Source organism: Desulfovibrio intestinivivus, from assembly GCF_053570665.1.
On sequence record NZ_JBRBQT010000001.1, the window covers coordinates 1,408,545 to 1,432,683 of the forward strand.

Consider the following 24,139-nt stretch of genomic DNA (forward strand, 5'->3'; position numbering starts at 1 on the left):
CCTTGCTGTCCAGTTTGGCACGGTTGACCCCAGGGTAAGCGGTGTTGGCGCATGGCACTGAGATAGGTCGGGACTTGACAAATGCTTCGTACTTGACGCTATTGGTTGTGTCGCGCATTGCCGCCAATGGGGCGTTATGGCGCTGCAATGGATTTTGGCAACGGGAAATAATCGTTGCGAGGGCGTGTTGCGTTGCGATTGCACGTAAGAAAAATTGCGCGAAAACGCCGCGCTGACAACCATATAAGTGACGGTGCAGGGTGCGGGCGGCAGCCACGCGATGGCGTGAGCGTTGACAGGGCCGCGCGTCTTTTGCCGGCAAGCACGAGATAACCGAGGGGCAGCATGGGCAAACAGCTTATCATTGTGGAATCACCCGCCAAGGTGAAGACCATCAAGAAGTTTCTGGGGCCGCAGTACATGGTGCAGGCCAGTGTTGGCCATGTGCGCGACCTGCCGTCCAGCTCGCTTGGTGTGGACGAAGCCAACGACTTTGCGCCGCACTACGAGGTTATAGACAATAAAAAGAATGTGGTCAGCGAACTCCGCGCGGCCGCTTCCAAGGCCGATACCGTATATCTCGCGCCCGACCCCGACCGCGAGGGAGAGGCCATTGCCTGGCATGTGGCGGAGCTTATCCGCGACAAGGCCAAGGATATCAAACGTATCCAGTTCAACGAGATCACGGCCAAGGCGGTGAAAGAAGCCCTGGCGCATCCGCGCGAGCTCAACGTACATCTTTTTGACGCGCAGCAGGCGCGCCGTGTACTGGACCGGCTGGTGGGCTACAAGATTTCGCCCCTGCTGTGGAAGTCCATCAAGCGCGGTATTTCTGCCGGGCGTGTGCAGTCAGTGGCCCTGCGCCTCATTGTTGAGCGCGAGGAGGCCCGCGAGGTCTTCAAGCCCGAAGAATACTGGCTGTTCAAGGCTCTGCTGGCTGCGGAAGTTCCGCCGCCCTTCAAGGCCGAGCTTGCCAAGGTGGGCGGCAAAAAGGCTGTGGTCAGCAATGCGGCCCAGGCCAAGGATATTGAAGACGCCATGGCGGGCAAGCCCTTTGTGGTGGAAAGTGTGGAAGAAAAAGAGCGCGAACGCGCCCCGCAGCCGCCCTTCATTACCTCAACCTTGCAGCAGGCTGCCAACCAGCGCCTTTCGTACACTGCCAAGCGCACCATGAATATTGCCCAGCGTTTGTACGAAGGCGTTGAACTGGGCGACAGGGGGCTCACGGCACTCATCACCTACATGCGTACCGACTCCACACGCATTGCCGATGAAGCCCGCGATGCGGCCAAGGCCTTTATTGAAGGCAGCTTTGGCAAGGAATATCTGCCCAAGCGGGCCAGGGTCTACAAGGCCAAGGGCGGCGCGCAGGACGCGCATGAAGCCATCCGCCCTGTTGACGTGGCCATCACGCCCGATGAGGTGAAAACTCACCTGCCGCCGGAGCAGTACAATCTTTATCGGCTCATCTGGTCGCGCTTTGTGGCCTCGCAGATGGCCGGGGCGCGCTTTCACGACACAACGGCCAGTATTGCCTGCGCGCATACGCAGTGGAAGGCCAAGGGCGAGCGCCTGCTGTTCCCCGGTTTTCTGGCGGCCATGCCGCGCGGCAAGGATGAGGCGGACGCTGAGCTGCCGCCCCTGACCGCTGGGCAGACGCTCACGCTCGAAAAGCTCGACAAGGAACAGAAGTTCACCCAGCCCCCGGCCCGCTTCAGCGAAGCAAGCCTTGTGCGCGAGCTGGAAGAACTGGGCATCGGGCGTCCTTCCACCTATGCGGCCATTATTTCCACCCTTCAGGACAGGGAATACGTGAGCCTGAAGGAACGCCATTTTGTGCCCACCGACCTTGGGCGCGTGGTATGTACCCAGCTTGTGGAGCATTTCGGCAAGCTCATGGACGTGGGTTTCACCGCCCAGATGGAAGAAAACCTGGACAAGGTGGCCGAAGGTCAGGAACAGTGGGTCGAACTGCTGCGGCGTTTTTCGGAAGATTTCAATCCCACGCTGGCGGCTGCGTCCAAAAATATGAAGAGCCTCAAGGGGGGCATGCCCGCAAACCTGCCCTGCCCGGAGTGCGGCAAGGATCTGCTCATCAAGTTTGGCAAGGCCGGGGCTTTTCTGGCCTGTTCGGGCTATCCGGAATGCCGCTACACAAGCAATTTTGAGCGCACGGAAGACGGCACCGTGGAAGCCGTGGCCCAGGAAAAGCCCCAGTATGAAAAGGTGGGGGACTGCCCGCAGTGCGGCAAAGACCTGGTGATCAAGAAGTCCCGCACGGGCAGCAGCTTCATTGCCTGCACGGGCTATCCCGATTGCAAGTACGCGGCTCCGCTTTCCACCGGGGTGCCTTGCCCGCGTTGCGGCAAGGGCTCGCTGGTTGAAAAAAGCACCAAGCGCGGCAAGATATTCTATTCATGCGACCAGTACCCGCAGTGTGATTTTGCCCTGTGGGACAAGCCCGTGCCCGGCCCCTGCCCACGGTGCAATTCGCCCTATCTGATCGAAAAGAAAAGCCGCGATGGCGCAAAGGTCATCTGCCCGGTCAAAGGGTGCGGCTATGTGAAGGAGGATGGAGATGGGTAAGAAAAACGAGGCCTCTCTGTTGCCTTCAAACGGCGAAGGCCCCAAGGGCACGCCGGAATCTCTGGTGACAATCCCGTGGGAAGACACGCTTGAAGCCCGCGCCGCGGCCCTGCTGACAGGGGGCGAACCTCTGGTGCTTGTGACTGTGGTGAGCCGCACAGGCTCTGCCCCGCGCGAAGCCGGAACCCGCGCCCTTCAGACGCGCAATGGATTTGAAGGAACAGTGGGCGGCGGCCTGCTTGAAGCCCGCGCCATGGAAGCTGCCCGCAACAGCCTTGCAAGCGGCCTTTCTGCGCGTGTTTCGTGCGACATGAGCGGCTTTACGCCCAACAGCGACATGATCTGCGGCGGCGGCATGGAAGTACTGTGCGAGGTGCTTGCACCACGTCAGGCTGAAATGTTCGCCCTTGCGGCAGAGGTGTTGCGGCTGGGGGGGCGGGGCGCATGGCTGGTTGAACTGCGTCAGGACGGCGTTTCGCTGCATGGCGAGGCGGAAACCCCGCAGCGGCGGCTGTTTGTGGACGCCTTGCCGGAGCATTCCGTTCAGCCCGAAGGCGTGACCCTGGGGCTGGACGCGGTAAACTCCCAGCTTGAGACGCGCAAGGGCCGCCCTGGCCTGGTAGACGTTGACGGACGCATCTTTTACGTGGAACCTCTGGATGCGCCGCCAGTGCTCCTACTGTGCGGCGGCGGGCATGTGTCGCTGGAAGTTGCGCGGCTGGCCCATTCCTGCGGCTTTGTGGTGGATGTGGTGGACGACCGCGAAGAGTTTTCCAATGCGGGGCGCTTCCCCATGGCCCGCCATTGCCGGGTTTTGCCGGGCTACGAAAATCTTGTGCAGACCTGCGACATCGGGCGCAGACATTTTGTGGCCATTATCACGCGCGGGCACAGTTTTGACCGTGAGGCCTTGGCTCAGGCCCTGACAAGTCATGCCCAGTATGTGGGGATGATCGGCAGCAGAACCAAGCGCGAACAGGTCTATGCCGCTTTGCGCAAGCAGGGTGTGCCGGATGCGGAACTGGCTGCCGTATGCTGCCCCATTGGCCTTTCCATAGAAGCGGAAACCCCGCAGCAGATTGCAGTTTCCATCGTGGCCGAACTGCTGGCCGCCCGTGCCGGAACCCTGATGCGCCTGCGGTTTGACGACTAGAGCAGTTGACAATGAAATGAATTAACTGCTTGGCAAAATTTTTTTGAAAATTCTTGCGGCGAAATGCGGGCAGGCAGGCTTTTGCCTTCTATAGGCGTCTTTCAGGTGCTAACTGGCCCTGAAAGGCGAGTGTGCGCCGCTCCGCCGCGCAGTTGCCTGCTGCCGGATTGCCGGGTGCGCAGATACTTCATCCCTTACCCTCCAAGGCGCTTTGCATGACCCTTACAATTGTCGCCCTGCTGTTCCTCCTGCTTGTAGGCATTTATATAAATGCCAGGATGCGTACTGCGCGCCATCTGCGCTGCATCGCAGAGGAGAAGGGCGATATTGCCAGGGCCTCCGGCATGACGGCCAGCATCGGCGTTTTTTATCCTGATGTAAGCGCCACCGTTGTTATGGGCGTTTCTGAGGAAATCGGGGCGTGTTATTACCGTGTGCTGCGCGATGGCAAGGTCATCAACCGCAGCCGTATCAATCTGGCCAACATCAAGCGTATGGAACTGTTGATCAACGGCGATGTGCGCAAGGTGGGCATTTCATCCGCCCAAGCAACCAGTTTCCTCAAGGCCACCGACGTGGCAGGCAGAATACTTACCCAGTATTCCCCGGCAGACCTGCGCGTCATGCTGCGCGCTGGCCTGCGGATTGTCTTTATGGGCGAAAATGGCGCAGAGAAGCAGCTGGAGATAACAGTGCTGCGCATGACTGACGAGCGCCACAAGTTCAAACGCATGGAGCTGTTCAAGGATACCGTATGGTGGGTGGTCTTTCTGGACAGCGCAAGCGCCAATGCCAGACACATCAGGGAGTACTTTGAGAAGAGTGAAACCCCTGATTCTGATGGAGAATTTTTCTAAAAAAATAGTTAGTGATTTCAGCATGTTATAAAAAAATACCACGATATTGTAACTACCTGAAATTACAAAGAATAATCACGCTCAGCATTTGGCTGCCAAACAGCCAGATACATTGCTTTTTGGCGTGAACTGTGCTTTTTAAAGGGGTGGTTTACTGCAATTGTCGGTGAGTTTATCAGGCTGGGGCCGTATGACGCCCCCAACGCGTCATGAGGCGCTTGTTAGCGCCAAATCTTTCATGCTGATCCCCCCCAGGAACGACGTTTAGCGATGACCCGTCTCGGTGGAAAATTAAGCCACCGCCGTTACGCCGTGCGTGTTTTGAGCGCCGTGCGCCACGCCATATGGAGTTATTCATGAGTATCAGATCTATTGCAAAAATTTCAGTTGTATTGGGGCTTTGCCTTGCCCTTGTCGCCTGCGAGAGCGACAAAAAAGGACAGCCCGACATGCGCTTGCCGGTGTCGGCTGTTGAAGTAACCGTTGCCGATGCCTCCTGGCCCAGCCAGTTCCAGGCGCAGGCCTCAGGTTCACGCGCTGTTGAAGTGCGCGCCCGCGTTCAAGGGATTATTGAAAAGCGTCTGTATAACGAAGGCGATTTCGTTAAGGCCGGAAAGCAGATGTTCCAGCTTGAACGCGACCAGTACGAAGCCCAGGTACAGCAGGCGCAGGCCCAGTACGTGAACGCGGAACGTGAATGGAAGCGCATTCGCCCTCTGTACGAAAAGAACGCCGTTTCGCAGAAAGACCGCGATTCTGCCTTGGCCGCGTACGACAGCGCCAAGGCATCCCTGCGTCAGGCCAAGATCAATCTGGATTACTGCCAGGTGGTGGCTCCTGTTTCCGGCTACAGCAGCAAGGAAAACTACACCCCCGGCAACCTGGTGAGCAACAACTCGCTGCTTACCTATGTGAACCAGACAGACCCCATGTACATTGACTTTTCCATTGCCGCCCCTGACCGCATGCTGCGCCAGCAGCTTGCAGCCTCGGGCATCCTGATGTTCCCGAAGGACAACCGCTACAAGGCCAGGTTGCGCCTGCTGGACGGCACCATGTACGGCACGGAAGGCGAAGTGACCTTTATCGATAGCCAGGTGCAGCCCACCACGGGCGTTATCAAGGCCCGCGCGGTGTTTCCCAATGCCGACGGGCAGATTATGCCCGGGCAGTATGTGCGCCTGTTTGTGGAAGGCGACATCCTCAAGAACGCCATTCTTATTCCGCAAAAGTGCGTTATCGTGACCCAGAAGGGTACCGTGGTCATGGGGCTGGACAAGGACGACAAGGTCTACGCCATCCCCATCACTGTGACTGTGGCTGTGGGAGATCAATATCTGGTGGGTTCCGGCCTCAAGGGCGGGGAACGCATCATCAGTGAAGGTATCATCAAAGCCCGTCCCGGGACTCAAGTGCGCGTGCAGCAAGCCGGTGGGCAGCAGCCCCAGGATGCCGCGCCGAAGAAGTAGGTAGCATATGGCTGTTTCTACAAAGCCGAATTTCTTTTTGCGCAGGCCGGTTCTGTCGGCCGTTATCTCTATTGTCATAACCCTGGTGGGCGCGCTGGCCATGAAGGCCCTGCCCATCGCACAATACCCCGACCTTGTGCCGCCCACGGTCAACGTGAGCGTGTCGTACCCCGGCGCTTCTGCGGAAACCATTGCCTCCACGGTTCTGGCCCCCCTCGAAGTGAATATCAACGGTGTGGAAAACATGCTCTACATGACTTCCATTGCCGCTTCGGGTTCCGGCTCGGGCAACATCAACGTGTACTTCAAGCTGGGCAGTGATGCCAACATGGCCCTGGTCAACGTTAACAACAAGGTTAACCTGGCCCAGGCCACCTTGCCGGAAGATGTGCGCAGGCAGGGCGTCACGGTCGTCAAGCGTTCGCCCGCCATGTTGCAGGTGTTCTGTTTCTATTCGCCCGACGGGCGCTATAGCGACGTGTTCATCCACAACTGGGCCCAGGTCAATGTTGTTGACGAACTCAAACGCATCAACGGCGTGGGCGACTGCACGCTTTTTGGCAGCATGGACTACTCCATGCGCATCTGGCTGCAGCCGGACAAGCTTGCCAAGTACGGCATTACCACAAAGCAGGTAACCTCGGCCATTCAGGAGCAGAACTCGCAGTATGCGCCTGGGCGTCTGGGCGACATGCCCACGGCAGACTCCACCCAGCTTACCTGGCAGATCGACACTCAGGGCCGCCTTGTAACGCCTGAAGAATTTGGCGAAATCATCATCCGCTCCGGCGATGACAGCGCCATGCTGCGGCTCAAGGATGTGGCGCGTATAGAACTGGGCGGCAAGGACTACAGCGTTCTTTCCAGCTACAACGGCATGGGTGCCCGCATGGGCGCCGTGTATCTGTTGCCGGGCGCCAACGCCATCGCCACTGGCGATATGGTAAAGGCCAAGCTGGAGGACATTGCCTCGCGCATGCCCGATGGTCTGGCTTACACCCTGCTGGTGGACAACAACGACTTCGTTATCGAATCCATCAAGGAAGTGGTGAGCACCCTGGTCGAAGCCATGATCCTGGTGTTCATCGTTGTTTACGTCTTTTTGCAAAACTGGCGCGCCACGCTCATTCCCTGCATTGCCGTACCTGTATCCATTATCGGCACGTTCGCGGGTCTGTACGCCTTTGGCTACACCATCAACACGCTTACGCTGTTCGCTCTGGTGCTTGCCATCGGTATCGTGGTGGACGATGCCATCGTTGTGCTTGAAAACGTTGAACGTATCATGAGTTCGGAGCATCTGCCGCCCAGGGAGGCGACAGCAAAGGCCATGAACGAAGTTACGGCCCCGGTTATCGCCATTGTGCTTGTGCTGTGCGCCGTGTTTATCCCTGTTTCGTTCATGGGCGGCCTTGCGGGGCAGATGTACAAGCAGTTTGCCATTACGATCTCGGTATCGGTGGTGCTTTCGGGCATTGTGGCGCTGACGCTCACTCCGGCGCTCTGCGCCCTGCTGCTCAAGCCGCATGCCCATGACCACACGCCTGCCAAGGGCTTTGTGTGGTTCAACTATGTGTTTGGTCGCATTACCCGCCGCTATGTAAACGCCGTGCGTTTTGTCAAAGCCTCCGCCTGGCGTGCGCTGGCGCTCTGCGTAGTCATGGTTCTGTGCATCGTGGGGCTGTTCCGCGTAGTGCCCGGCGGCCTTGTGCCGGATGAAGACCAGGGCTACCTGCTTGGTCTGGCCATTCTGGACGATGGCGCGGCCCAGCCCCGCACCCGCGCGGTCAACAAGGTGCTTACCGACTTCATGCTCAAGAACCCTGCGGTCTTGAGCGTGGGTACGCTCTCCGGTCTGGACATCACCTCCATGGCTGCCAAGAGTAACTACGGCACCTTCTTTGCCCTGCTCAAGCCCTGGGGAGAACGCAAGGATCCCAAGGATGCAGCCAGCGTCATCGTTAACTCGGTGGGCGCTGTAACCGTGATGCAGCCCGAGGCCTTTATCTTGGGCTTTACGCCGCCGCCCATCAGCGGCATGAGCAATACCGGTGGTTTTGAAGGCTATGTGCAGATGCGCGGCAGCGGCAGCCTCAAGGACATGGAAGAAGCTGCCAACAAGCTGGTGCTTGAAGTGACCTCCAAAAATGCCGACGGCAAGCCCAAGTACCCGGCAGTGGGCATGGTGCGCAACCTCTTCACTACTGGTTCGCCCCAGCTCTACGCCAACCTTGACCGCGAACGCTGCAAGGATATGGGCATCAGCATCGCCGATGTGTATTCGGCCATGAGCGCCACCTTCGGCAGTTCATACGTCAACGACTTCAACCTCATGGGCCGCACCTTCCAGGTACGCTTGCAGGCTGAGGCGGATATTCGTGTGCTGCCTGAAAGCCTCAACGACATATACGTGCCCAACAAGAGCGGGGACATGGTGCCCCTTACGGCTGTGATGACTCTTGAACGTCGCACAGCCCCGCAGGTGGTGGAGCGCTACAACGTGTTCCCCGCGGCCCACATCATGGGTTCACCCTCGCCTGGGTATTCTTCGGGCCAGGCCCTCAACGAAATGGAAAAAGCCGCTTCTGTGGTCTTGTCCTCCGATTATCAGCTGGGCTGGGTTGGTACCGCCCTTCAGGAAAAGCTGGCAAGCGCCGACACCACTGTCATTTTTGTGCTGGCGCTGGTCATGGTCTTCCTGATTCTTGCCGCACAATATGAATCATGGTCGTTGCCGCTTTCAGTGCTCACGGCAGTGCCTTTTGGCGTGTTCGGTGCATTGGTGGCGACCTGGGGTCGCGGACTTTCCAACGACATCTACTTCCAGGTGGCACTAGTGACCCTGGTTGGTCTGGCGGCTAAAAACGCCATCCTTATCGTGGAATTCGCTGTTGAGGCCTGGCGCGCCGGGCGCAGCCTTGATGCGGCGGCCATCCACGCATCCAAGCTGCGTTTCCGTCCCATCGTGATGACCTCGCTTGCCTTTATCCTCGGCTGCGTGCCGTTGGCCATCAGCACGGGCGCGGGCGCAAACAGCCGCCACGCCATCGGCACGGCGGTCATCGGCGGCATGCTGGCGGCAACGTGCATCGCCACGCTGTTTGTGCCGTTCTTCTTTAAGGCCATCATGCAACTCTCACTGAAACTGCAGGGCAAAACTGATCCCAATGCGGGCAGGGACCACCTTGCGGAAGACCAGGAGGACGACATATGAGCGCTTCCGGCAAGGCCCCGGCCATAATGCTCAAGACACCTGCATTGGTGCTGATGCTGGCCATGCTGCTTTCGGCATGCTCTCTTGCTCCGCGCTATGACAGGCCGGAGCAGGAAATGCCCAAGCAGTGGCGGGCAGTGGATATGGGTTCAGCGCCCCTGCATACCGACTGGTGGAACAGGTTTAACGATCCTGTGCTGTCAGAACTGGTTGAAGAAGCGCTGAAGAACAACCAGGATCTGGCCGAATCCATGGCCAAGATCGAATCTGCCGCCGCCAAGGTGGGTGTAGGCACAGCCGCGTTGATGCCCGTCATCAACGGCACCGGTTCCGCCGCCGCTCAGGGCGCATCAGAAAAAGCCGCCAACACGGTGCCTTTTGACCAGAGCAAGATGTCGCGTTCTACCACAGCCTACCAGGGCGCGCTGAGCGCCTCCTGGGAGCTGGATTTCTGGGGCAAGATCCGCAACCAGTACACCATGCTCAGCGATATCCTGATGAACACGGTCATTGGGCACGAAGCTCTCCGCCTCTCGGTGGCTGGGCAGACGGCCCAGGGGTACTTTGCCCTGCTGGCGCAGGACATGCAGCTTGATACGGCCCGGCGCACCCTGAAATCGCGTGAGCAATCATTCCAGATTTATACTGCCCGCTACAAGCAGGGAGATATAACCGAGCTTGACTGGCAGCGCGCCCGTGCAGAGGTGGAAACCGCCCGCGCCCAGGTGCACACCAGCACCGTGGATGTGGACAAGGCTGAGGCTGGCCTGGCCGTACTGCTTGGCCGTTCGCCCCGCGACATTATGGATCGGGCCATGAAGCGCGGACAGGGCATCCACATGTTGCCCGCGCCGCCCGTGCTGCCCGCTGGCCTGCCTTCTGATCTTCTGGAGCGTCGGCCAGACGTGCGCGCAGCAGAATTCAGCATCATGGCCTACAATGCCAATATCGGCGTAGCCCGGGCGCAGTTCTTCCCCTCCATTTCCCTTACGGGCATGCTGGGTTCCCTGAGCGCTTCCATGGGCAACCTTTTTACCGGCCCCGCTGGTACATGGAGCTATGGCGCAAGCGGCACCGTGCCGTTGCTGGATTTTGGCCGCAACTGGTATAACCTCAAGGATGCCGAAGCCCAGAAAAAGGCAGCCACCGCCGTGTACCGCAAAACCGTGCAGACTGCCTTTGAGGACATCCGTACGGCGCTTACCTCGCAGCGCGAGGCTGACCACATCGTGCGCAGCATGCAGGTGCAGGTTGAAAGCCTGCGGCGTGCCGCCCAGATTGCTGGCCTGCAATACGACAACGGCTATACGGACTACCTGACGGTGCTGGACGCAGAGCGTCAGCTTTTTGCTGCCGAACTGCGGTTGGCGACAGCGCTGCGCGACAGGCTTGATAGCGTGGTCAGCGTATGCATGGCCCTTGGCGGCGGCTGGCAGGACCCCGGCACAAGCCCCAGCTTCCCTGTGGTGAACACAGAAAAGCTGTTGCAGGAGCAGGCTGGCGGGCGGGCAAGCGCGCCTGCGGCTAAATCCGAATAACACACGAACCCAAGCGGCATGCTGCCGCTGACTGATAAACAGTGGGGGAGGCGTCTGACGGCGTTTCCCCCACTGTGCGTTTGCGTGCATATTCGGCCCATATCTGGGAATTGAAGCCAGTCCTGCCCGCTCGCGGGGCTTTACAGAAGGGGCAGGCCTGTCGTAAAGGGAAAAACATGGATAAGAAGTTGCCCCTGATTTTCCTTTCTCTTTGCGTTGCGCTGGGCTTGTGCTGCTCTGCGCCTGATTTGGCATGCGCCAAGGAAAATCCGGCTTCGTCAGAGCAGACCGACATAAGTGCCCCCCAGATTGCCCCAAAAAGCTCCAGAGCCAAGCGTTCTGGCGAAAAAAAGGGGGTCTCTGCCAAGGCAAACCGGCGCGAAAGCAAGCAGAAGGAAAAGAACTCCAAAGGTATTCACGCGCCAGCGTGGGCGTTTGGCGGCGAGGCGCAGAGCCGAGATGCATGGCGGGAAGGTACAAGCTCCAAAGATTTGCAAAAGCGGGCCGTGGTGGATGACGCGCCCAAGGAAAAATCAGTAAATACCACGGCCAGCATCAATTCCGCCCTCAAGGGGCCGCTGGCAAAAGAAGAACACAAAAGCGGCATGGCCGTGAGCGTGGGGCAGGAAGACTCCGCGTGGCGGAAGAAGGGGCAGCATGAAATAGAGGCTGACGAAAACATCCCTATGCAGAGCCGCCATGTTGTACGGGCCTATGCGGATGTAGACGCGGGCGATGACCTGAGCATCAGGGTGGGGCCTGAGCTGATCCTCAAGGATGAGCAGCGCGAGCGGACCAATGCCAACAAGCAGCCGGAATCTGCCCTGGGGCTGGGCATGCAGTTCAAGCTTGACTTCTAGCCTGGTCGCCCTGAGTAAGCGATTGTTTGTCTGGGAATGTAGGCTTGCATCAGGAATAGCTGCACAGCAACTGCAACGCTGTATGAGCGTTACTGAACGTTCTGCGCAAGGATAAGATCCACTTCATCCACGCTGAGGCCAGCGTTTTTGGCGATCTGCCTATTGGTCAAGCCTTTGCGGTGGCCATTCAAAATCAGTTCCCGCAAAAACTGGGGCGAGCGGCTGATGCCCTCGGCCTGTTCCAGCAGACGGCGCAGTTCATGCGTCCGCGCTTCGAGCTTTTCATCCAGATTCCGCAATTCTGCTTGTCGTTGGGCAAACGTAGCCACGATTTCCTTTTCCAGCCGAGCGTTCATTTCTATGCGCGCCAGCAGGCTGTCCTGATTGCCCTGCAAGGCGTTGAGCAGGGCTTCCGACCGGCGCAAGCGCAGGTAGAAAACAAGCACACCGCCAAGTATGGCAAGCTCGAAGAGGGAAAAGAGCATGATAAGTGCGTAAAGCAGGGTGTCGTTCATACTTTTATGTTCAAAAGGTTGCCCACAAGCGGGGATGAAGTTTCACCCGATGGGGCTTCCGGTTCAGGGGGGGGCCGCCGCCTTCTGCGGCTGCCAAAATGGGGTGCGCCCTGGTGATCGGCATCCGGGGTTAGCGCCGTCTGGCTCCCAGGTTCTGTGCGTGCTACCTGTTGCTGCTCCTGCTTTGCCATGGCGGCAGCAATAACGCGCGACATTGCAGCCGATGCCTGCGGGGCGACAGCAGCGGCATTGCTTATGGATGTGCCCAGGCTGGTCTGGGCATACAGCACGGCCATGGTGGCGTCAACGCTCATGGAGGCCTCCTGTTGCCGGTTCCGGGGGCCTGTACGACCATTCAGAGGGTCGCGTGTGCAGCAGCGGGTTATGCTTGCGCCGCGCAACGGGCGCTGGCGTTTGCGGGCTTCACTGCCCGACAGCTGCTGCTGTGGCTATTCGTTCAGATAACTCTCAAACAAAATGTCATCAATGCGCCCCTGCGTCAGGTAATCGTTCAGCACCCCGCTGAGGTCTTTTTTTATGGTAGCCGTATTGGCCGGATTCAGCAAAAATTCGTCCGACTTGCTGCTCAGGTAATAATACAGGGCATCGCGCAGAGGAATGAGCTTGTGGTCAATCTCCATGCCGACCCTGGGGCTTTGACTGACTGTTGAAAATTTGCAGATCAAAAAGCGCGCGCCAGTGGGTGTTTGCCGGGGTATAACAAATGGCGCCAGTTCCTTGACGCTGTCAGGCTGGGCAGTGGGCGTTTTTGCAGAAGGCACCACGATGACCTCTGGCTTGATTGGCTCCGGAGGCAGCGGCGGGGGAGTGCGCAGTACAAACCACCAGATTGCAGCGCCTGCCACCAGCAGCACGAGCAGGCCAGCAGCGGCAGCAATGATCAGAAGTTTTTTTTTCTTCTTGGGTGGTTCGGCCCCATCTTCGGCTACCTGAAGTGGGGCTTCCTCGGTTTTGGCCTGGGGAGGAGGCGCCTGTTCCACAAGGAACGGGGCATCGTCAAGATCAAGTTCGACCTTGCGCAGGCTTGTATCCTGGCTGACCGCAACCTGAAGTTCATCCTTGACGGGGGCGTCTTTCAAATCCTGCTTTTCAGCCACGCGCCTCTCCTGACAAACACGGCCTGTTCATCTGTTCCATGCCGTGACCAGCATTACACGACCGCAACCACTAAGAACAAAAAACCCGCCCCGAACCAGGTGAGCGCATGCAGCGCTGACCCCGGCCAGAAGCGGGCCGTCAAAGCCAGGGAAATTTTGGCGCTGTAGCCAAGGGCAGGTTGCCTGCGAAAAGGCTGGCTGCCCTGCGTGGATATTGATGGATATCCGCGCCACGCATACGTGCCGGGCGAATGCACATCGCCACTGGCAAGTATTTCAATGTGGAATGCCCTAGGGAAAAATCTTGTCGATTTTCTGCTTCATCGTGTCCGCAGTAAAAGGCTTGACGATGTAGTTGGAAACCTTGGCCTGCACAGCTTCAATTATGTTTTCCTGCTGGGCTTCAGCAGTGACCATCAGAAAGGGGATGTTGGCAAACTGCTCGCTTGAGCGAACCTTGCGGAGCAGATCAATGCCTGTCATCTGGGGCATGTTCCAGTCCGAAACGATAAAGTCGATCTTTTCGCGGTTCAGAACATCCCATGCCGAGGTCCCGTCATCGGCTTCCACCACGTTCTGAAAACCAAGCTGGCGCAGAATGTTGCGCACAATACGGCGCATGGTGGAAAAATCGTCAACCACAAGAACACGCATATTCGGATTGTAAGGCATGAGAAAAACTCCTTGAAGCGCCGTCAATATCGGTTTGCAACAGACGTTGCAGCCGTGCGCCACTGTCTGTTGTAAGCTTATATTTCAGTGCCTTCGCCGTAGAGATTATGAAATTCCTTGCGAAGGCGGCTCAGTGCCTGTGAATGCAATTGTGAAACCCTGCCTTCGGTGATGCCCATGACTTCGGCAGTTTCACGCATATTCAGCTCATCAGTATAATACAGCGAGAGTACCAACTTTTCTCTTGGCGTCAAGCGGTCGATCAGCGGCGCCACACGCTCGATGAGCTCTTGCAGGGCAGTGCTGCGGAAGGGTTCTCCGCCTTCGGGGCCTTCGCCCGAGAGCGTGTCCTGAATGGCGTCAAGTGAAATCCAGAGCTGGTTTTGCAGGGCTTCAAGACCCTGCCGCACATCGCGCATGTCGAGGCCGGTGATCTTTTGCAGCTCGTCCTCGGTGGCCTGTCGGCCTTGCTCGTGCTCAACCTTGCGCATGGCTTCATCAAGCACCCGCACACGCTGACGCAAGGACCGGGGAAACCAGTCAAGCCGGCGCAATTCATCGAGCATGGCTCCCTTGATGCGGCTTTCGGCATACGTTTCAAAGCGGATGCCGAGCTGCGGCCTGAACTTGCCCAAGGCTTCCATGAGGCCCAGGGTGCCGGAGCTGATCAGCTCCCCAAGTTCTATGCTGCGTGGCAACTTGGCTTTGAGCCGCAAAGCGAGAAAGCGTATCTTGGGCGCATAGTGACGCACCACGGATTCCTGCTCTGCCGGTGAAAAGCTCTCCCAAGGGGTTGCCCCGGTTTCGAGCGCTTCCCAGGGGCAGGGAGCTTGCGCTTGCGCTGTGCCGGTCTTCATGTTGGTTTCCTTCGGATTTGCCTCTTCTACCCCGTGGCATCTGGATGCCTGTTATGCCTCGCTCCACCTGCCCGCCAAGGCTGGTTGCGCTGCGTTTTTGACACGTTGAGGTTATGGAGCGTTGTTTCTGTCGCAAAAGGCCTGTCAGGTCAGGAATCCCACCCGCAATTCTAGCGGAACAGCAGTTTTTTCCAGAAAAACTTGATGTTGCCGTCGAGGTTTTCGGGGGCTTCCCATGCGCTGATGTTCTTGGCCAGCGACATGGTGGCCTTTGCCGCCGGGCTTTGCGGTTCGCTTATGCAATAGGGCAACTGCTGCACCACGGCCTTGCGTACGCCTGTATCGCGCGGGATAACGCCCACGAGTTCCAGGGAGACGCCACTGAGAAAATGGTCGCAGGCCTGATGCAGACGCACAAACATGTCCTTGGCCGTCTTGAGGTCCGGGGCCATGTTAACGCACACCTTGAAGCGTTCAACGCCGTGATTGTTTTTCAGCACCTTGATAAGAGCATAGGCGTCAGTGAGCGAGGTCGGTTCCGGTGTAAGCACTACCAGGCGTTCTTGCGCGGCCATGTTGAAATAGAGCACGTTGTCGCTGATGCCTGCACCTGTGTCCACGATGAGGTAGTCAAGCCCGTCTTCCATTTCGTCAACGGCTTCAAGCAGTTCAAGCTTTTGACCCGTGGAAAGGGTGAGCATTTCGCTCATGCCGGAAGAAGCAGGCAAGATGGAAAAACCGTAAGGCGTGGGAAAGAGTATGTCCGAAATGGTGGCCCCTTCGTGGAACAGATGAAAAATATTCTTCTGCGGGGTCAGACCAAGCACCACGTCTACATTGGCCAGGCCGAGGTCGGCGTCAATAAGCACCACCTGCTTGCCCAGTTGCGCAAGGCAAATGGCAAGATTAACCGAGATATTGGTCTTGCCTACGCCGCCCTTGCCTGAGGTGACGGAAAAAACCAGAGGGAAAGTGCCGCTCATCTGTCTGCTCCACATGTTATGGCTCATACCGCGCTAGGCGGCCTGGCCGGGAAGTTGCCTTTTGAAAATAAGACGCCAGACCAGCGGCTCGGTGGCCGGGGCAAGGCTTTCCTTGAGTTCCGCGCCGAACGACAGTGCTGAAACCGGCAATCCGGCAGCGCAGGCCACATTCACAATATTGCCGAAGCTTACGGCTTCGTCCAGCTTGGTCCATACAAGGGAGCCAGGCCCTTCAAATTTGTATCTTTGTAAAAACGCCTGTGTTTGCAGAGCGTCAAAAAATGGCGAAAGCGTAAGGTGTGTAGCGGTTTCCACAGTGTCCAGACCCATGTCGGCCCGCCAGTGAGCAAGATTGCCGTTGCGGTCAAGGCCGGGAACATCAATGAATACGGCGCGGGCCTCGCGGGTGGCGGCCAGGGCAAGTTCCATGGCGGCCTTGTCGGGCGCTTCCATATACGTAAAATTGGAAAGTTCCGCCCAGTGGCGCAAAATCAGCCTGCCGTTGCCGCGCAGGCAGTCGGCGTTGATAAAGGCAATGCGCGCTTCTGGTTCGTGTTTGCGCAGGTGCAGTGCAAAGCGCAGGGCAGTTGTGGTTTTACCAAAACCGAAAGGCCCGGCCATCAGGTGGATACGCTGCCGCCACTGTTCCGCACCCCAGGCCTTAACCGGCACCATGCCGCAGAGGCATTCCAGTACAGAGGCTCCGGGTTCTGCCAGCAAACGCTGGTAGAGGTCAACCGCCACAGAGTCAGAAACACCTTCGCGCTGCAAATATTCCAGAGCAACTCGCTGGCGGGGCGTGAGGCGTTCAAGCTGAATGGCTGGCTTCATCAAGGCAAATATTTGATCCTTGAGATGCATCCATTCCTTGTGCCATTCACCCCAGCCAGCAGGCGCGCCTGCGGCTTGCGTTCCTTCGGTCTTGGGGCGCTCGATCCCGGCAGTTATTTCATGGCAGACGGCCCCGTTCTTGCGATAGGTGCGGTTGCCCAGGATAACGGCGTCAGGCCCCATCTCGGCCTTGATTCTGGCCAAAATTTCCTGTGATGTGGCCCCTGTGAACGTCTTTACCTGCATGGCCCATTCCTTTGCCTTACGGTTCAATATCGCCCAACGGCGCATCAGTGCCGTTTGTTTGACGACAAACCTGTATTTGCAAATTCGGGGCCAACTTTTTGGGCAGTATTGGCCCATGCGATTTCAACCACGGGAACACAGCTTTTGCCATAAACAATACTAGCTGGTGGAAAAGTAAAAGGCAACGAATCCTGATAGCTGGAGATGAATATAAAAAATAAAGCGGCGCTCTGACACAAGGGTCGGAGCGCCGCGTAACGTTGGGGCAGGCCGGATTATTCGGCGCTTACCACGCCCACCGATTGCAGCCGGATGTCGGGCGGAATCTCCGCCTGCGAGATGACCGGCACCGTGGGCAAAAAGCGCGTGACAATCTGGGCCAGATGCGGGCGGATGATCGGCGTCACCAGCAGCACGGGCTGGGCATCGGTATTCACCGCATTGTCGGCAGCCGTGCTGATGTTGTTCACCAGCCGCTGGGCCACAGCCGGATTCATGGAGAGGAAGGTCACGCCGTTGTCGGCATGGCGAATGCCTTCCTGCACCAGACGCTCGGCATTGGGCGCAAGGGTCAGCACTGAAAGCGTTCCCTGGCTGTCCAGATAGGGCCGTACAATGGCGCGGGAGAGTTTTTCGCGCACATATTCTGCCAGCGTGTCGGGATTTTTGACGCTTGAGCCAAAATCGCCCAGAGTTTCCACAATGGTGAGCATGTCGCGTATGCTGACGCTTTCGCGCACCAGCAGTTGCAGCACTTTCTGCACCACGCCAAGGGGCAGCACGTTGGGCACCAGGTCTTCCACTGCCTTGGGCGAATGCTTGGCGACCGTGTCCAGCAGCCCTTGCACGCCCTGGCGGTCAAGAAAGTCGGCCAGCTGACGCTTGAACACTTCCGTCAGATGCGTAGCGATAACCGTTGCCGGGTCAACCACAGTGTAGCCCGCAAGCATGGCCTCCTCGCGCTGACTGTCGGGAATCCACAGGGCAGGCAGGTTAAAGGCAGGCTCGCGCGTTTCAATGCCGCTGATCTTGGTGGTCACGTTGCCGGGATCCATGGCCAGAAAGTGATCGACCAGAATTTCTGCCGAAGCCACCTGATTGCCCTTGATAAGCAGGGCGTACTGGCCGGGCTTGAGCTGAAGGTTATCGCGCAGGTGCAACGAGGGAATGACCACGCCCATGTCCAGAGCAAACTGTCGGCGTATGGAGCGGATGCGGGCCAGCAGGTTGCCGCTCTGTTCTTCGTCCACCAGGGGGATGAGGCCGTAGCCCACTTCAAGTTCAAGTGTATCAAGGGGCAACAGCGCCTGTACCTCTTCCGGCGTGTCGGCGGTGCCGGAACCGCTTTTCTTTTTCTTGTCTGCCTTGGCCTTGTCGGCGGCCTCCTGATCCTTGTTTTCCGTGAGGCGGCTCACCACAAAGATAAGGATGGATATGCAGAGGAAGGGGATGGTCGGCAGGCCGGGAACCAGCGCAAACAGCAGCAACACGGCCGAGACCATCTTGAGCGCACGGCTGTTGAAGGTAAGCTGGGCCAGAAATTCTTCGCCCATCTTGGCTTCGGAGGCGGCGCGCGAAACCAGCAAGCCAGTGCCGGTGGAAACAATGATGGAAGGTATGGTGGAAACCAGGCCGTCACCGATGGTCAGCAGAGAATAGGTGGTGAGGGCTGTGTTCCAGTCCATATCCTTCTGGACCATACCAATGATGATACCGCCCACAAGGTTCACCAGGGTGATGAACATGCCTGCGTTCACGTCGCCCGAAACAAATTTGCAGGCACCGTCCATGGCGCCGTAAAAATCTGCTTCCTTGCGCAGTCCTGCGCGGCGGGCATTGGCCTGTTCTTCATCCAGCAAACCAGCGTTGAGGTCAGCTTCAATGGCCATCTGCTTGCCGGGCATGGCGTCCAAGGTGAAGCGGGCAGCCACTTCTGCGATACGCGAGGTACCAGCGGTGATAACGGTCTTGTTCAGAATGAACAGGATCATAAAGATAACGGCGCCCACAACGTAACTGCCGCCCACAACAAACTGGCCGAATGCGCGGATGACTTCGCCCGCAGCGTTTGCGCCCATATTGCCGTTGAGCAGAATAAGGCGGGTGGACGCCACGTTGAGCGCCAGCCTCAGAAGGGTTGTGACCAGCAGCAAGGAAGGAAAGATGGTAAATTCCAGCGGCGAGGTCATGAACATGGTGGTTATAAGCACCAGCAGGGAAATGGAAATACTGATGCAGAGCATGAAATCGAGAAAAAACGTGGGCAGAGGCACCAGCATGACAAACAGGATGATGACCACACCGGCTGCAAGAAATATTTCGCCGTTTTTTGAAAATCGAGCGTAATCAAGCTGGGGGATTACTACGGCAGCCATTTTTATGACACCTCTCTGCGTTGGTTCCCGAAAGCGGGTTTACCCTGGTACGTATGGACAAGATGGAAAAATTCCTTGCCTTTCTAGGGCCTTGCCGCCTTGGGCTTGAGCTTCCAGATGCTGGCCAGCACAGCAGCCACTGCTTTGTAAAGCTCTTCGGGAATCATGTCGCCCACCTCTGTGGACTTATACAAAGCCCGTGCCAGAGGCACGTTTTCGCGAATGGGAATCCGGTTTTCGCGGGCTACTTCCTTGATTTTTTCGGCCAGATTGTCTGCACCCTTGGCAAGCACGATGGGCGCGGGAGCTTCCGAGGTATTATAGCTCAGGGCCACGGCTATGTGCGTGGGGTTTGTGACCACCACATCCGCCTTGGGCACGTCGGCCAACATACGCTTGCTCATCATTTCCATCATTTTTCTGCGCTGCTGTCCCTTGATCACGGGGTCGCCTTCAGCCTGTTTCTGCTCGTCCTTCACTTCTGACTTGGTCATCTTCATGCCTTCGTTATAGGCATAGTGCGACTGCCATACGTCAAAAATGGCAATGGCAATGATGGGCAGCAGCGCGTAGCAGGTCAGCTTGAAAGCCATTTGCAGCATGTAGGTCGCCACGCCTTCGGTGCTGGCGTAGTACATGGGCAGAAAATTCTGATGTTCCTTGAAGATGATCCAGCCAGGGATGATGCCAAGAACAAGAGAAAACAGCAGGCTCTTGATGGTGCGCAGGGCTGTTTGCGGCGATGCCAGCATCTGCTTGAGCCCCTGGACTATGTTGAAGCGCTTCAAGGTGGGGCGCATGGCCTTGGTTGTCCAGAGTTTTCCCACCTGTAAGCGCTGCGCCAGAAAGGCCAAAAAGCCCAAGGTCAGCAGAATGGGCATGATCATGCGGGCAATTTCAAGCGTGACCTCAATGCTGAGGCTGTAGACGTTTTCAGGGTTGGGATCGAACTCCCACGAGTGGCTGAGAAAGTGGCGGAACAGGCGCTTGATGTTGTCGGCCATGGGGCCGATCCAGGCATAAAGAACACACAAGCCCCCCAGCAGGCTCACTGCCTTGCCCAGTTCTGGCGCTTTGGGAACATTGCCCTCCTCACGCTGCTTACTGACGCGTTTTGGAGTGGCTCTTTCTGTTCTGCTTGGATCTTGCTGCGAACCGAACATGCTCTTACCGCCCTGGTTTGGTTGGCGCTGTTAAGCGCTTTGCCCAGGCAATAGCAAAAAATATGCCCGTCAGAGAACTGGCGGGCATATCAGATCAGGGCGCAATGGTCATTGGGCGCATGGAGTTTCCTCCGCATGTGCGTCATCTGTTGTGGGCTGTTTGAAATCAGGGAGTTTGCTGATCCGCTTCTTTCTGCCACCACCAGCGGGCGCGCTGGCAGAGCAGGTCAATATCGCCAGCGGCGGCGAGGTTGAGCATCTGCCGGTATTGGCGCACAGCTTCGTAGCTGTAGGGATTGGCCTCAAATAGGCCAGCGAACATGCTCGCGTCTTCTGTCAGCATTTTGCGGGCAGCGTTCTGGCGGCGGCGGAATGAAGGCGTAAGAAAGGGCAGCAGGTCCTCATGCTCCGCCAGCAGGGCAAAGTACGCCAGGCTGGTGATGAAGTTCATGTTCTGGATGCTGGCCATGGCCTTGTCGTGTTTTTCGGCAGTGGTGCAGAAAACACGGCAGCCAAGGGCTGTAAAAAAGCCCGAGGCCAGTTCCACATGATCTTGCCCCGCATGGTCCCCCGGCACAATGGCCACGGGCTGGTCTGCCTGCGGATCCGGCTTGGGGCCAAAGAGGGGGTGCGTGCCCACTACTGGCCCGGCCCAGACCTTTTCCATCTGTTGCAGCGGGATTTCCTTGACGGAGGTTATGTCCGCCAGCACCGCCCCAGGGAGCAGATGCGGGCAGACCACAGCAATAACCTCGCTGAAAACAGCGGCAGGAACGCAAATGATGGCCAGCTCGGCACCCGCGCAGGCGGGAGCCAGAACTTCGGGCGTCAGGGGCACGTCCACGCCAGCCACGTTCAGCCCTGCCGACTCGGCGCGAGCCAGCAGCATGGCACCCATGCGGCCAGTGGAGCCAACAATGACGGTTTTTACGGGATTGCGCGGGCAGAAGCCGGTAAAGCCGTCAAATCCATCATCCACAGCGGATTCCCCGCCGTTCTGGGCGGCAGGGACGCCGTTGCTGCCTTGATTGCCGTTCATGCCAGTTGCTCCCAGATATTCCAGAATTGCGGAAAGGATTTGCGCACCACCAGCGGGTCGTCCAGCAGGCCGCGTACATTTGTTTCAGGCTGGCGCAGCCCCAGCAGGGCCAGAGACATGGCAATGCGGTGGTCGTTGTGGGCCGAGAGGGAAACGCCCTCGGGCAAGCGCGGACAGTCCGGCTTGCCGTTGCCGCGCCCGGCCAGGCCGTGAATGAGCATGCCGTCGGAAAGCTGGTCAATGACCACGCCAGCCTTGGCAAGCTCCTGCGCCGGGGCGCTGATGCGATCCGATTCTTTATAACGCAAATGGGCCACATTGCTGATGCGTGTGGAACCCTGCGCAAAGGCTGCCAGCACAGCTACAGTGGGCACGAGGTCGGGGCAGTCGCCCATGTCCAACTCCACGCCATGAAGGGCGGAGGGGTACACGATGACGGAATTTTCCGTCATGGTCATGCGCGCGCCCATGCGCTCCAAAATGCCCAGCATGGCGCGGTCCCCCTGCAGGGAATCCGTGCGCAAACCTTCAACCCTCACGGGCTTAAGGCCCAGTGCGCCAGCGGCCAGCAGATAGGACGCGCCAGACCAGTCGCCTTCAACGGTGTAGTTGCCCGCGCGGTACGCGCCGGGATGGACTGTCACGCGCAGGCAGCCGGGATGCGCGGCCTTGAGTTCGCGCCATACGCCAGGAGGCAGCATTTCCCACGGAGCATCGGCCGCGTCGCGGGTTTCCACGTCAAAGTGGATGCCGTAGTCTGTCAGGCATTGCAGGGTCAGCCCCACATAGGGCCAGGACACGGCTTTCTGCCCGCCAAGCGTTACGGACAAGGGCGCAGGCCCCATGGGGGCCGCCAGCAACAGACCCGAAAAATACTGGCTCGAAATATCCATGCCCAGCGTCACCTCTCCCCCGCACAGGGCAGGGTTGAGGCCCTTGGCGTGCAGCACCAGAGGCGGACAGTCGGGCTTGCCCTCAAATGTGACGGCAAGGCCCAGTTTTTTGAGGGCATCGGTCAGTTCTTCAATGGGGCGTTCGTGCATGCGCGGCGCGCCGTGCACGCGAAATTCACCCTCGCCAGCGGCCAGCACGGCGGTGAGCAGCCGACATGTGGTGCCGGATTCTTCCACATCACAGGAAAGAGGATCGCCCGTTGCGCCGCCGCGGGGCTTGCCGCCCATGCCCGTCACGCGCCACGCGCCGGAGGCTTGTGTGCTTTCGGGCAGGGTTTCCATGCTCGCCCCGGCCCCGCACAGGATGGCGCGGGTGCGTTCGAGGTCGCGGCTTTCAAGGGTGTGCCGCACTGTGGAAACTCCCTGCGCCAGCGCCGCGCCAATAAGGTAGCGGTGCGAAACAGATTTGGAAGCGGGTGCGGTAACGCTTGCCGTGGCCTGCTTTTCGGCCTCAGTGATGATAATGGTGCTCTGGCTCATGAGGCTGGCTGCTCCGGTGTTTCCGAGTGGAGGTCAAGACGGTCCAGTTGCGGCCCTGTGGGGTAGCTGCCCAGTATGCGGAAGCTGGTGCAGACTTCGTGCAGTTTTTCCAGCAGGGGGGCGTAACGGGGATCTTCCAGGTCGCTTTCCACATCGGCAAAGAAGACGTATTTCCAGCGCTGGCCGCGCAGGGGGCGCGATTCCAGCTTGCGCATGTTGATGCCGTTGCTTGCCAGCAGGTCAAGCACGCTTGAGAGCGCGCCCGCCTTGTCTGCCGTGGTGAACAGCAGCGAGGTTTTGTCCGCGCCGGTATGGCCGGGCTGGGGGCCGCCCGTGCGGCTGCCCGAGCGCGCATCGCCGGGGCCGATGATCACAAAGCGCGTCCAGTTGCCGGGCTCGTCCTCAATGCGGCGGGCCAGAACGGCAATGCCCATGAGGTCGGCCAGCTTGCCGTGACCAATGGCGGCAGCGTCTTCCTTGCCAGCGGCGTACTGGGCGGCGGCAGCGGTGGATTCCACCGGCACAAGGCCTGCGCCGGGCAGATGGGCGCGCAGCCACGCGCCGCACTGAGCCAGCGGCTGGGGGTGGGAATACACGGTGCGCACGGCGGCCAGCGAAGGCGCGTTGCTCAGCAGACAGTGCGAAATGCGCGAAAACAGTTCGGCCTGAATATGCACGTCGTACTTGAGGAACAAGTCAAAGCTCACGCCCACGGTTCCCTGAAGGGAATTTTCCAGCGGCACCACGCCGAGCTCGCACTGGCCGGAAGCCACTTCCTGAAAGACCTGCGTAATATCGTTGCAGGGGCGGAACTGGGCGGCATGGCCGAGGTATTCCACGCCCGCAAAGTAGGAAAACGTGCCTTCCGGGCCGAGATAGGCCACATTCTGGGGCCGCTGCAAGGAGCGGGAGGAAGAAAATATCTCGCGCCAGATGGCCCGCAGATGATCCTCCGGCAGGGGGCCTGGGTTGCGCGTTGCCAGACTGTCCAGCACTTCCTTTTCCCGCAGGGGCTTGAAGATAATGCCCGGCACATCGGCCTTGATGCGTCCCACTTCGAGGCTCAGGGCCGCCCGCTGGTTAAAGAGCGCGAGCAGATCCTGATCCACGGCGTCAATCTCGTGCCGGATGGCGGCAAGGCGCGCGCCCGCCTCATCTGGAGAGGCTGCCTGACGGTCTGCTGCGGCTGCGGGGTGGTCCTTGGGCCAGTGGCTGTTGCTGTCGTCCATG

General features: G+C 58.6%; 19 protein-coding genes. 7 read left to right on the forward strand and 12 right to left on the reverse strand.

The window, feature by feature from the left end; all coding sequences use genetic code 11:
- The first annotated feature begins 345 nt into the window (after nucleotides 1–345).
- The 7 genes from topA to ACUZ9P_RS06055 all read left to right on the forward strand — a co-directional run bounded on the left by topA (nucleotide 346) and on the right by ACUZ9P_RS06055 (nucleotide 11,677).
- Nucleotides 346–2,586 (forward strand): type I DNA topoisomerase, encoded by a 2,241-nt coding sequence (topA, locus tag ACUZ9P_RS06025; RefSeq protein WP_449249036.1) that lies wholly within the window; start codon nucleotides 346–348, stop codon nucleotides 2,584–2,586.
- The gene (locus ACUZ9P_RS06030) at nucleotides 2,579–3,739 is read left to right on the forward strand and encodes an XdhC family protein (protein ID WP_449249037.1); all 1,161 of its coding nucleotides are present in this window, start codon (nucleotides 2,579–2,581) and stop codon (nucleotides 3,737–3,739) included. Before topA ends, ACUZ9P_RS06030 begins: the two co-directional genes overlap by 8 nt.
- A gap of 215 nt (nucleotides 3,740–3,954) precedes the next feature.
- On the forward strand, nucleotides 3,955–4,596 hold the full coding sequence (locus tag ACUZ9P_RS06035; RefSeq protein WP_449249038.1) for a thioredoxin: 642 nt from the start codon (nucleotides 3,955–3,957) through the stop codon (nucleotides 4,594–4,596).
- 356 nt (nucleotides 4,597–4,952) lie between these two features.
- Nucleotides 4,953–6,065 carry an efflux RND transporter periplasmic adaptor subunit gene (locus ACUZ9P_RS06040; RefSeq protein WP_449249039.1) on the forward strand — a complete coding sequence of 371 codons (1,113 nt, stop codon included), beginning with the start codon at nucleotides 4,953–4,955 and terminating at the stop codon, nucleotides 6,063–6,065.
- 7 nt (nucleotides 6,066–6,072) lie between these two features.
- Nucleotides 6,073–9,279 carry an efflux RND transporter permease subunit gene (locus tag ACUZ9P_RS06045; protein WP_449249040.1) on the forward strand — a complete coding sequence of 1,069 codons (3,207 nt, stop codon included), beginning with the start codon at nucleotides 6,073–6,075 and terminating at the stop codon, nucleotides 9,277–9,279.
- The gene (locus tag ACUZ9P_RS06050; protein ID WP_449249041.1) at nucleotides 9,276–10,817 is read left to right on the forward strand and encodes an efflux transporter outer membrane subunit; all 1,542 of its coding nucleotides are present in this window, start codon (nucleotides 9,276–9,278) and stop codon (nucleotides 10,815–10,817) included. The genes ACUZ9P_RS06045 and ACUZ9P_RS06050 overlap by 4 nt, the downstream gene beginning before the upstream one ends.
- Nucleotides 10,818–10,993: 176 nt before the next feature.
- Nucleotides 10,994–11,677 carry a hypothetical protein gene (locus ACUZ9P_RS06055; protein WP_449249042.1) on the forward strand — a complete coding sequence of 228 codons (684 nt, stop codon included), beginning with the start codon at nucleotides 10,994–10,996 and terminating at the stop codon, nucleotides 11,675–11,677.
- 89 nt (nucleotides 11,678–11,766) lie between these two features.
- On the opposite strand, the gene ACUZ9P_RS06060 is transcribed toward ACUZ9P_RS06055, so the two are convergent.
- From ACUZ9P_RS06060 to pheA, 12 genes are all read right to left on the reverse strand, one after another.
- Complete coding sequence (locus ACUZ9P_RS06060) at nucleotides 11,767–12,192, reverse strand: hypothetical protein (RefSeq protein WP_449249043.1); 426 nt, start codon at nucleotides 12,190–12,192, stop codon at nucleotides 11,767–11,769.
- Nucleotides 12,189–12,506, reverse strand: coding sequence for a hypothetical protein (locus ACUZ9P_RS06065; protein ID WP_298995194.1), 318 nt, complete (start codon nucleotides 12,504–12,506; stop codon nucleotides 12,189–12,191). The genes ACUZ9P_RS06060 and ACUZ9P_RS06065 overlap by 4 nt, the downstream gene beginning before the upstream one ends.
- A gap of 135 nt (nucleotides 12,507–12,641) precedes the next feature.
- Nucleotides 12,642–13,310, reverse strand: a complete 669-nt coding sequence (locus ACUZ9P_RS06070; RefSeq protein ID WP_449249044.1) for a flagellar basal body-associated FliL family protein — start codon at nucleotides 13,308–13,310, stop codon at nucleotides 12,642–12,644.
- A gap of 291 nt (nucleotides 13,311–13,601) precedes the next feature.
- Complete coding sequence (locus ACUZ9P_RS06075; protein ID WP_298995188.1) at nucleotides 13,602–13,982, reverse strand: chemotaxis response regulator CheY; 381 nt, start codon at nucleotides 13,980–13,982, stop codon at nucleotides 13,602–13,604.
- 77 nt (nucleotides 13,983–14,059) lie between these two features.
- Complete coding sequence (locus ACUZ9P_RS06080) at nucleotides 14,060–14,839, reverse strand: FliA/WhiG family RNA polymerase sigma factor (protein ID WP_449249045.1); 780 nt, start codon at nucleotides 14,837–14,839, stop codon at nucleotides 14,060–14,062.
- Between the two features lie 170 nt (nucleotides 14,840–15,009).
- A complete protein-coding gene (locus ACUZ9P_RS06085) occupies nucleotides 15,010–15,822 on the reverse strand; it encodes a MinD/ParA family protein (protein WP_022657631.1) in 813 nt (270 codons plus the stop codon).
- Nucleotides 15,823–15,855: 33 nt separating this feature from the next.
- Nucleotides 15,856–16,899 carry a flagellar biosynthesis protein FlhF gene (locus ACUZ9P_RS06090; RefSeq protein ID WP_298995175.1) on the reverse strand — a complete coding sequence of 348 codons (1,044 nt, stop codon included), beginning with the start codon at nucleotides 16,897–16,899 and terminating at the stop codon, nucleotides 15,856–15,858.
- 275 nt (nucleotides 16,900–17,174) lie between these two features.
- Nucleotides 17,175–19,274, reverse strand: coding sequence for a flagellar biosynthesis protein FlhA (flhA, locus tag ACUZ9P_RS06095; protein ID WP_449249046.1), 2,100 nt, complete (start codon nucleotides 19,272–19,274; stop codon nucleotides 17,175–17,177).
- An 83-nt stretch (nucleotides 19,275–19,357) separates the two neighbouring features.
- Entirely contained in the window at nucleotides 19,358–20,437 is a 1,080-nt protein-coding gene (gene flhB / locus ACUZ9P_RS06100) for a flagellar type III secretion system protein FlhB (RefSeq protein ID WP_449249047.1), read from the reverse strand.
- A gap of 166 nt (nucleotides 20,438–20,603) precedes the next feature.
- Nucleotides 20,604–21,335: a prephenate dehydrogenase/arogenate dehydrogenase family protein gene (locus tag ACUZ9P_RS06105; protein ID WP_449250238.1), complete on the reverse strand. Its 732-nt coding sequence runs from the start codon at nucleotides 21,333–21,335 to the stop codon at nucleotides 20,604–20,606.
- Nucleotides 21,336–21,472: 137 nt separating this feature from the next.
- On the reverse strand, nucleotides 21,473–22,909 hold the full coding sequence (locus ACUZ9P_RS06110; RefSeq protein ID WP_449249048.1) for a 3-phosphoshikimate 1-carboxyvinyltransferase: 1,437 nt from the start codon (nucleotides 22,907–22,909) through the stop codon (nucleotides 21,473–21,475).
- Entirely contained in the window at nucleotides 22,906–24,138 is a 1,233-nt protein-coding gene (gene pheA / locus ACUZ9P_RS06115; protein WP_298995162.1) for a prephenate dehydratase, read from the reverse strand. The genes ACUZ9P_RS06110 and pheA overlap by 4 nt, the downstream gene beginning before the upstream one ends.
- Nucleotide 24,139: the final 1 nt, after the last annotated feature.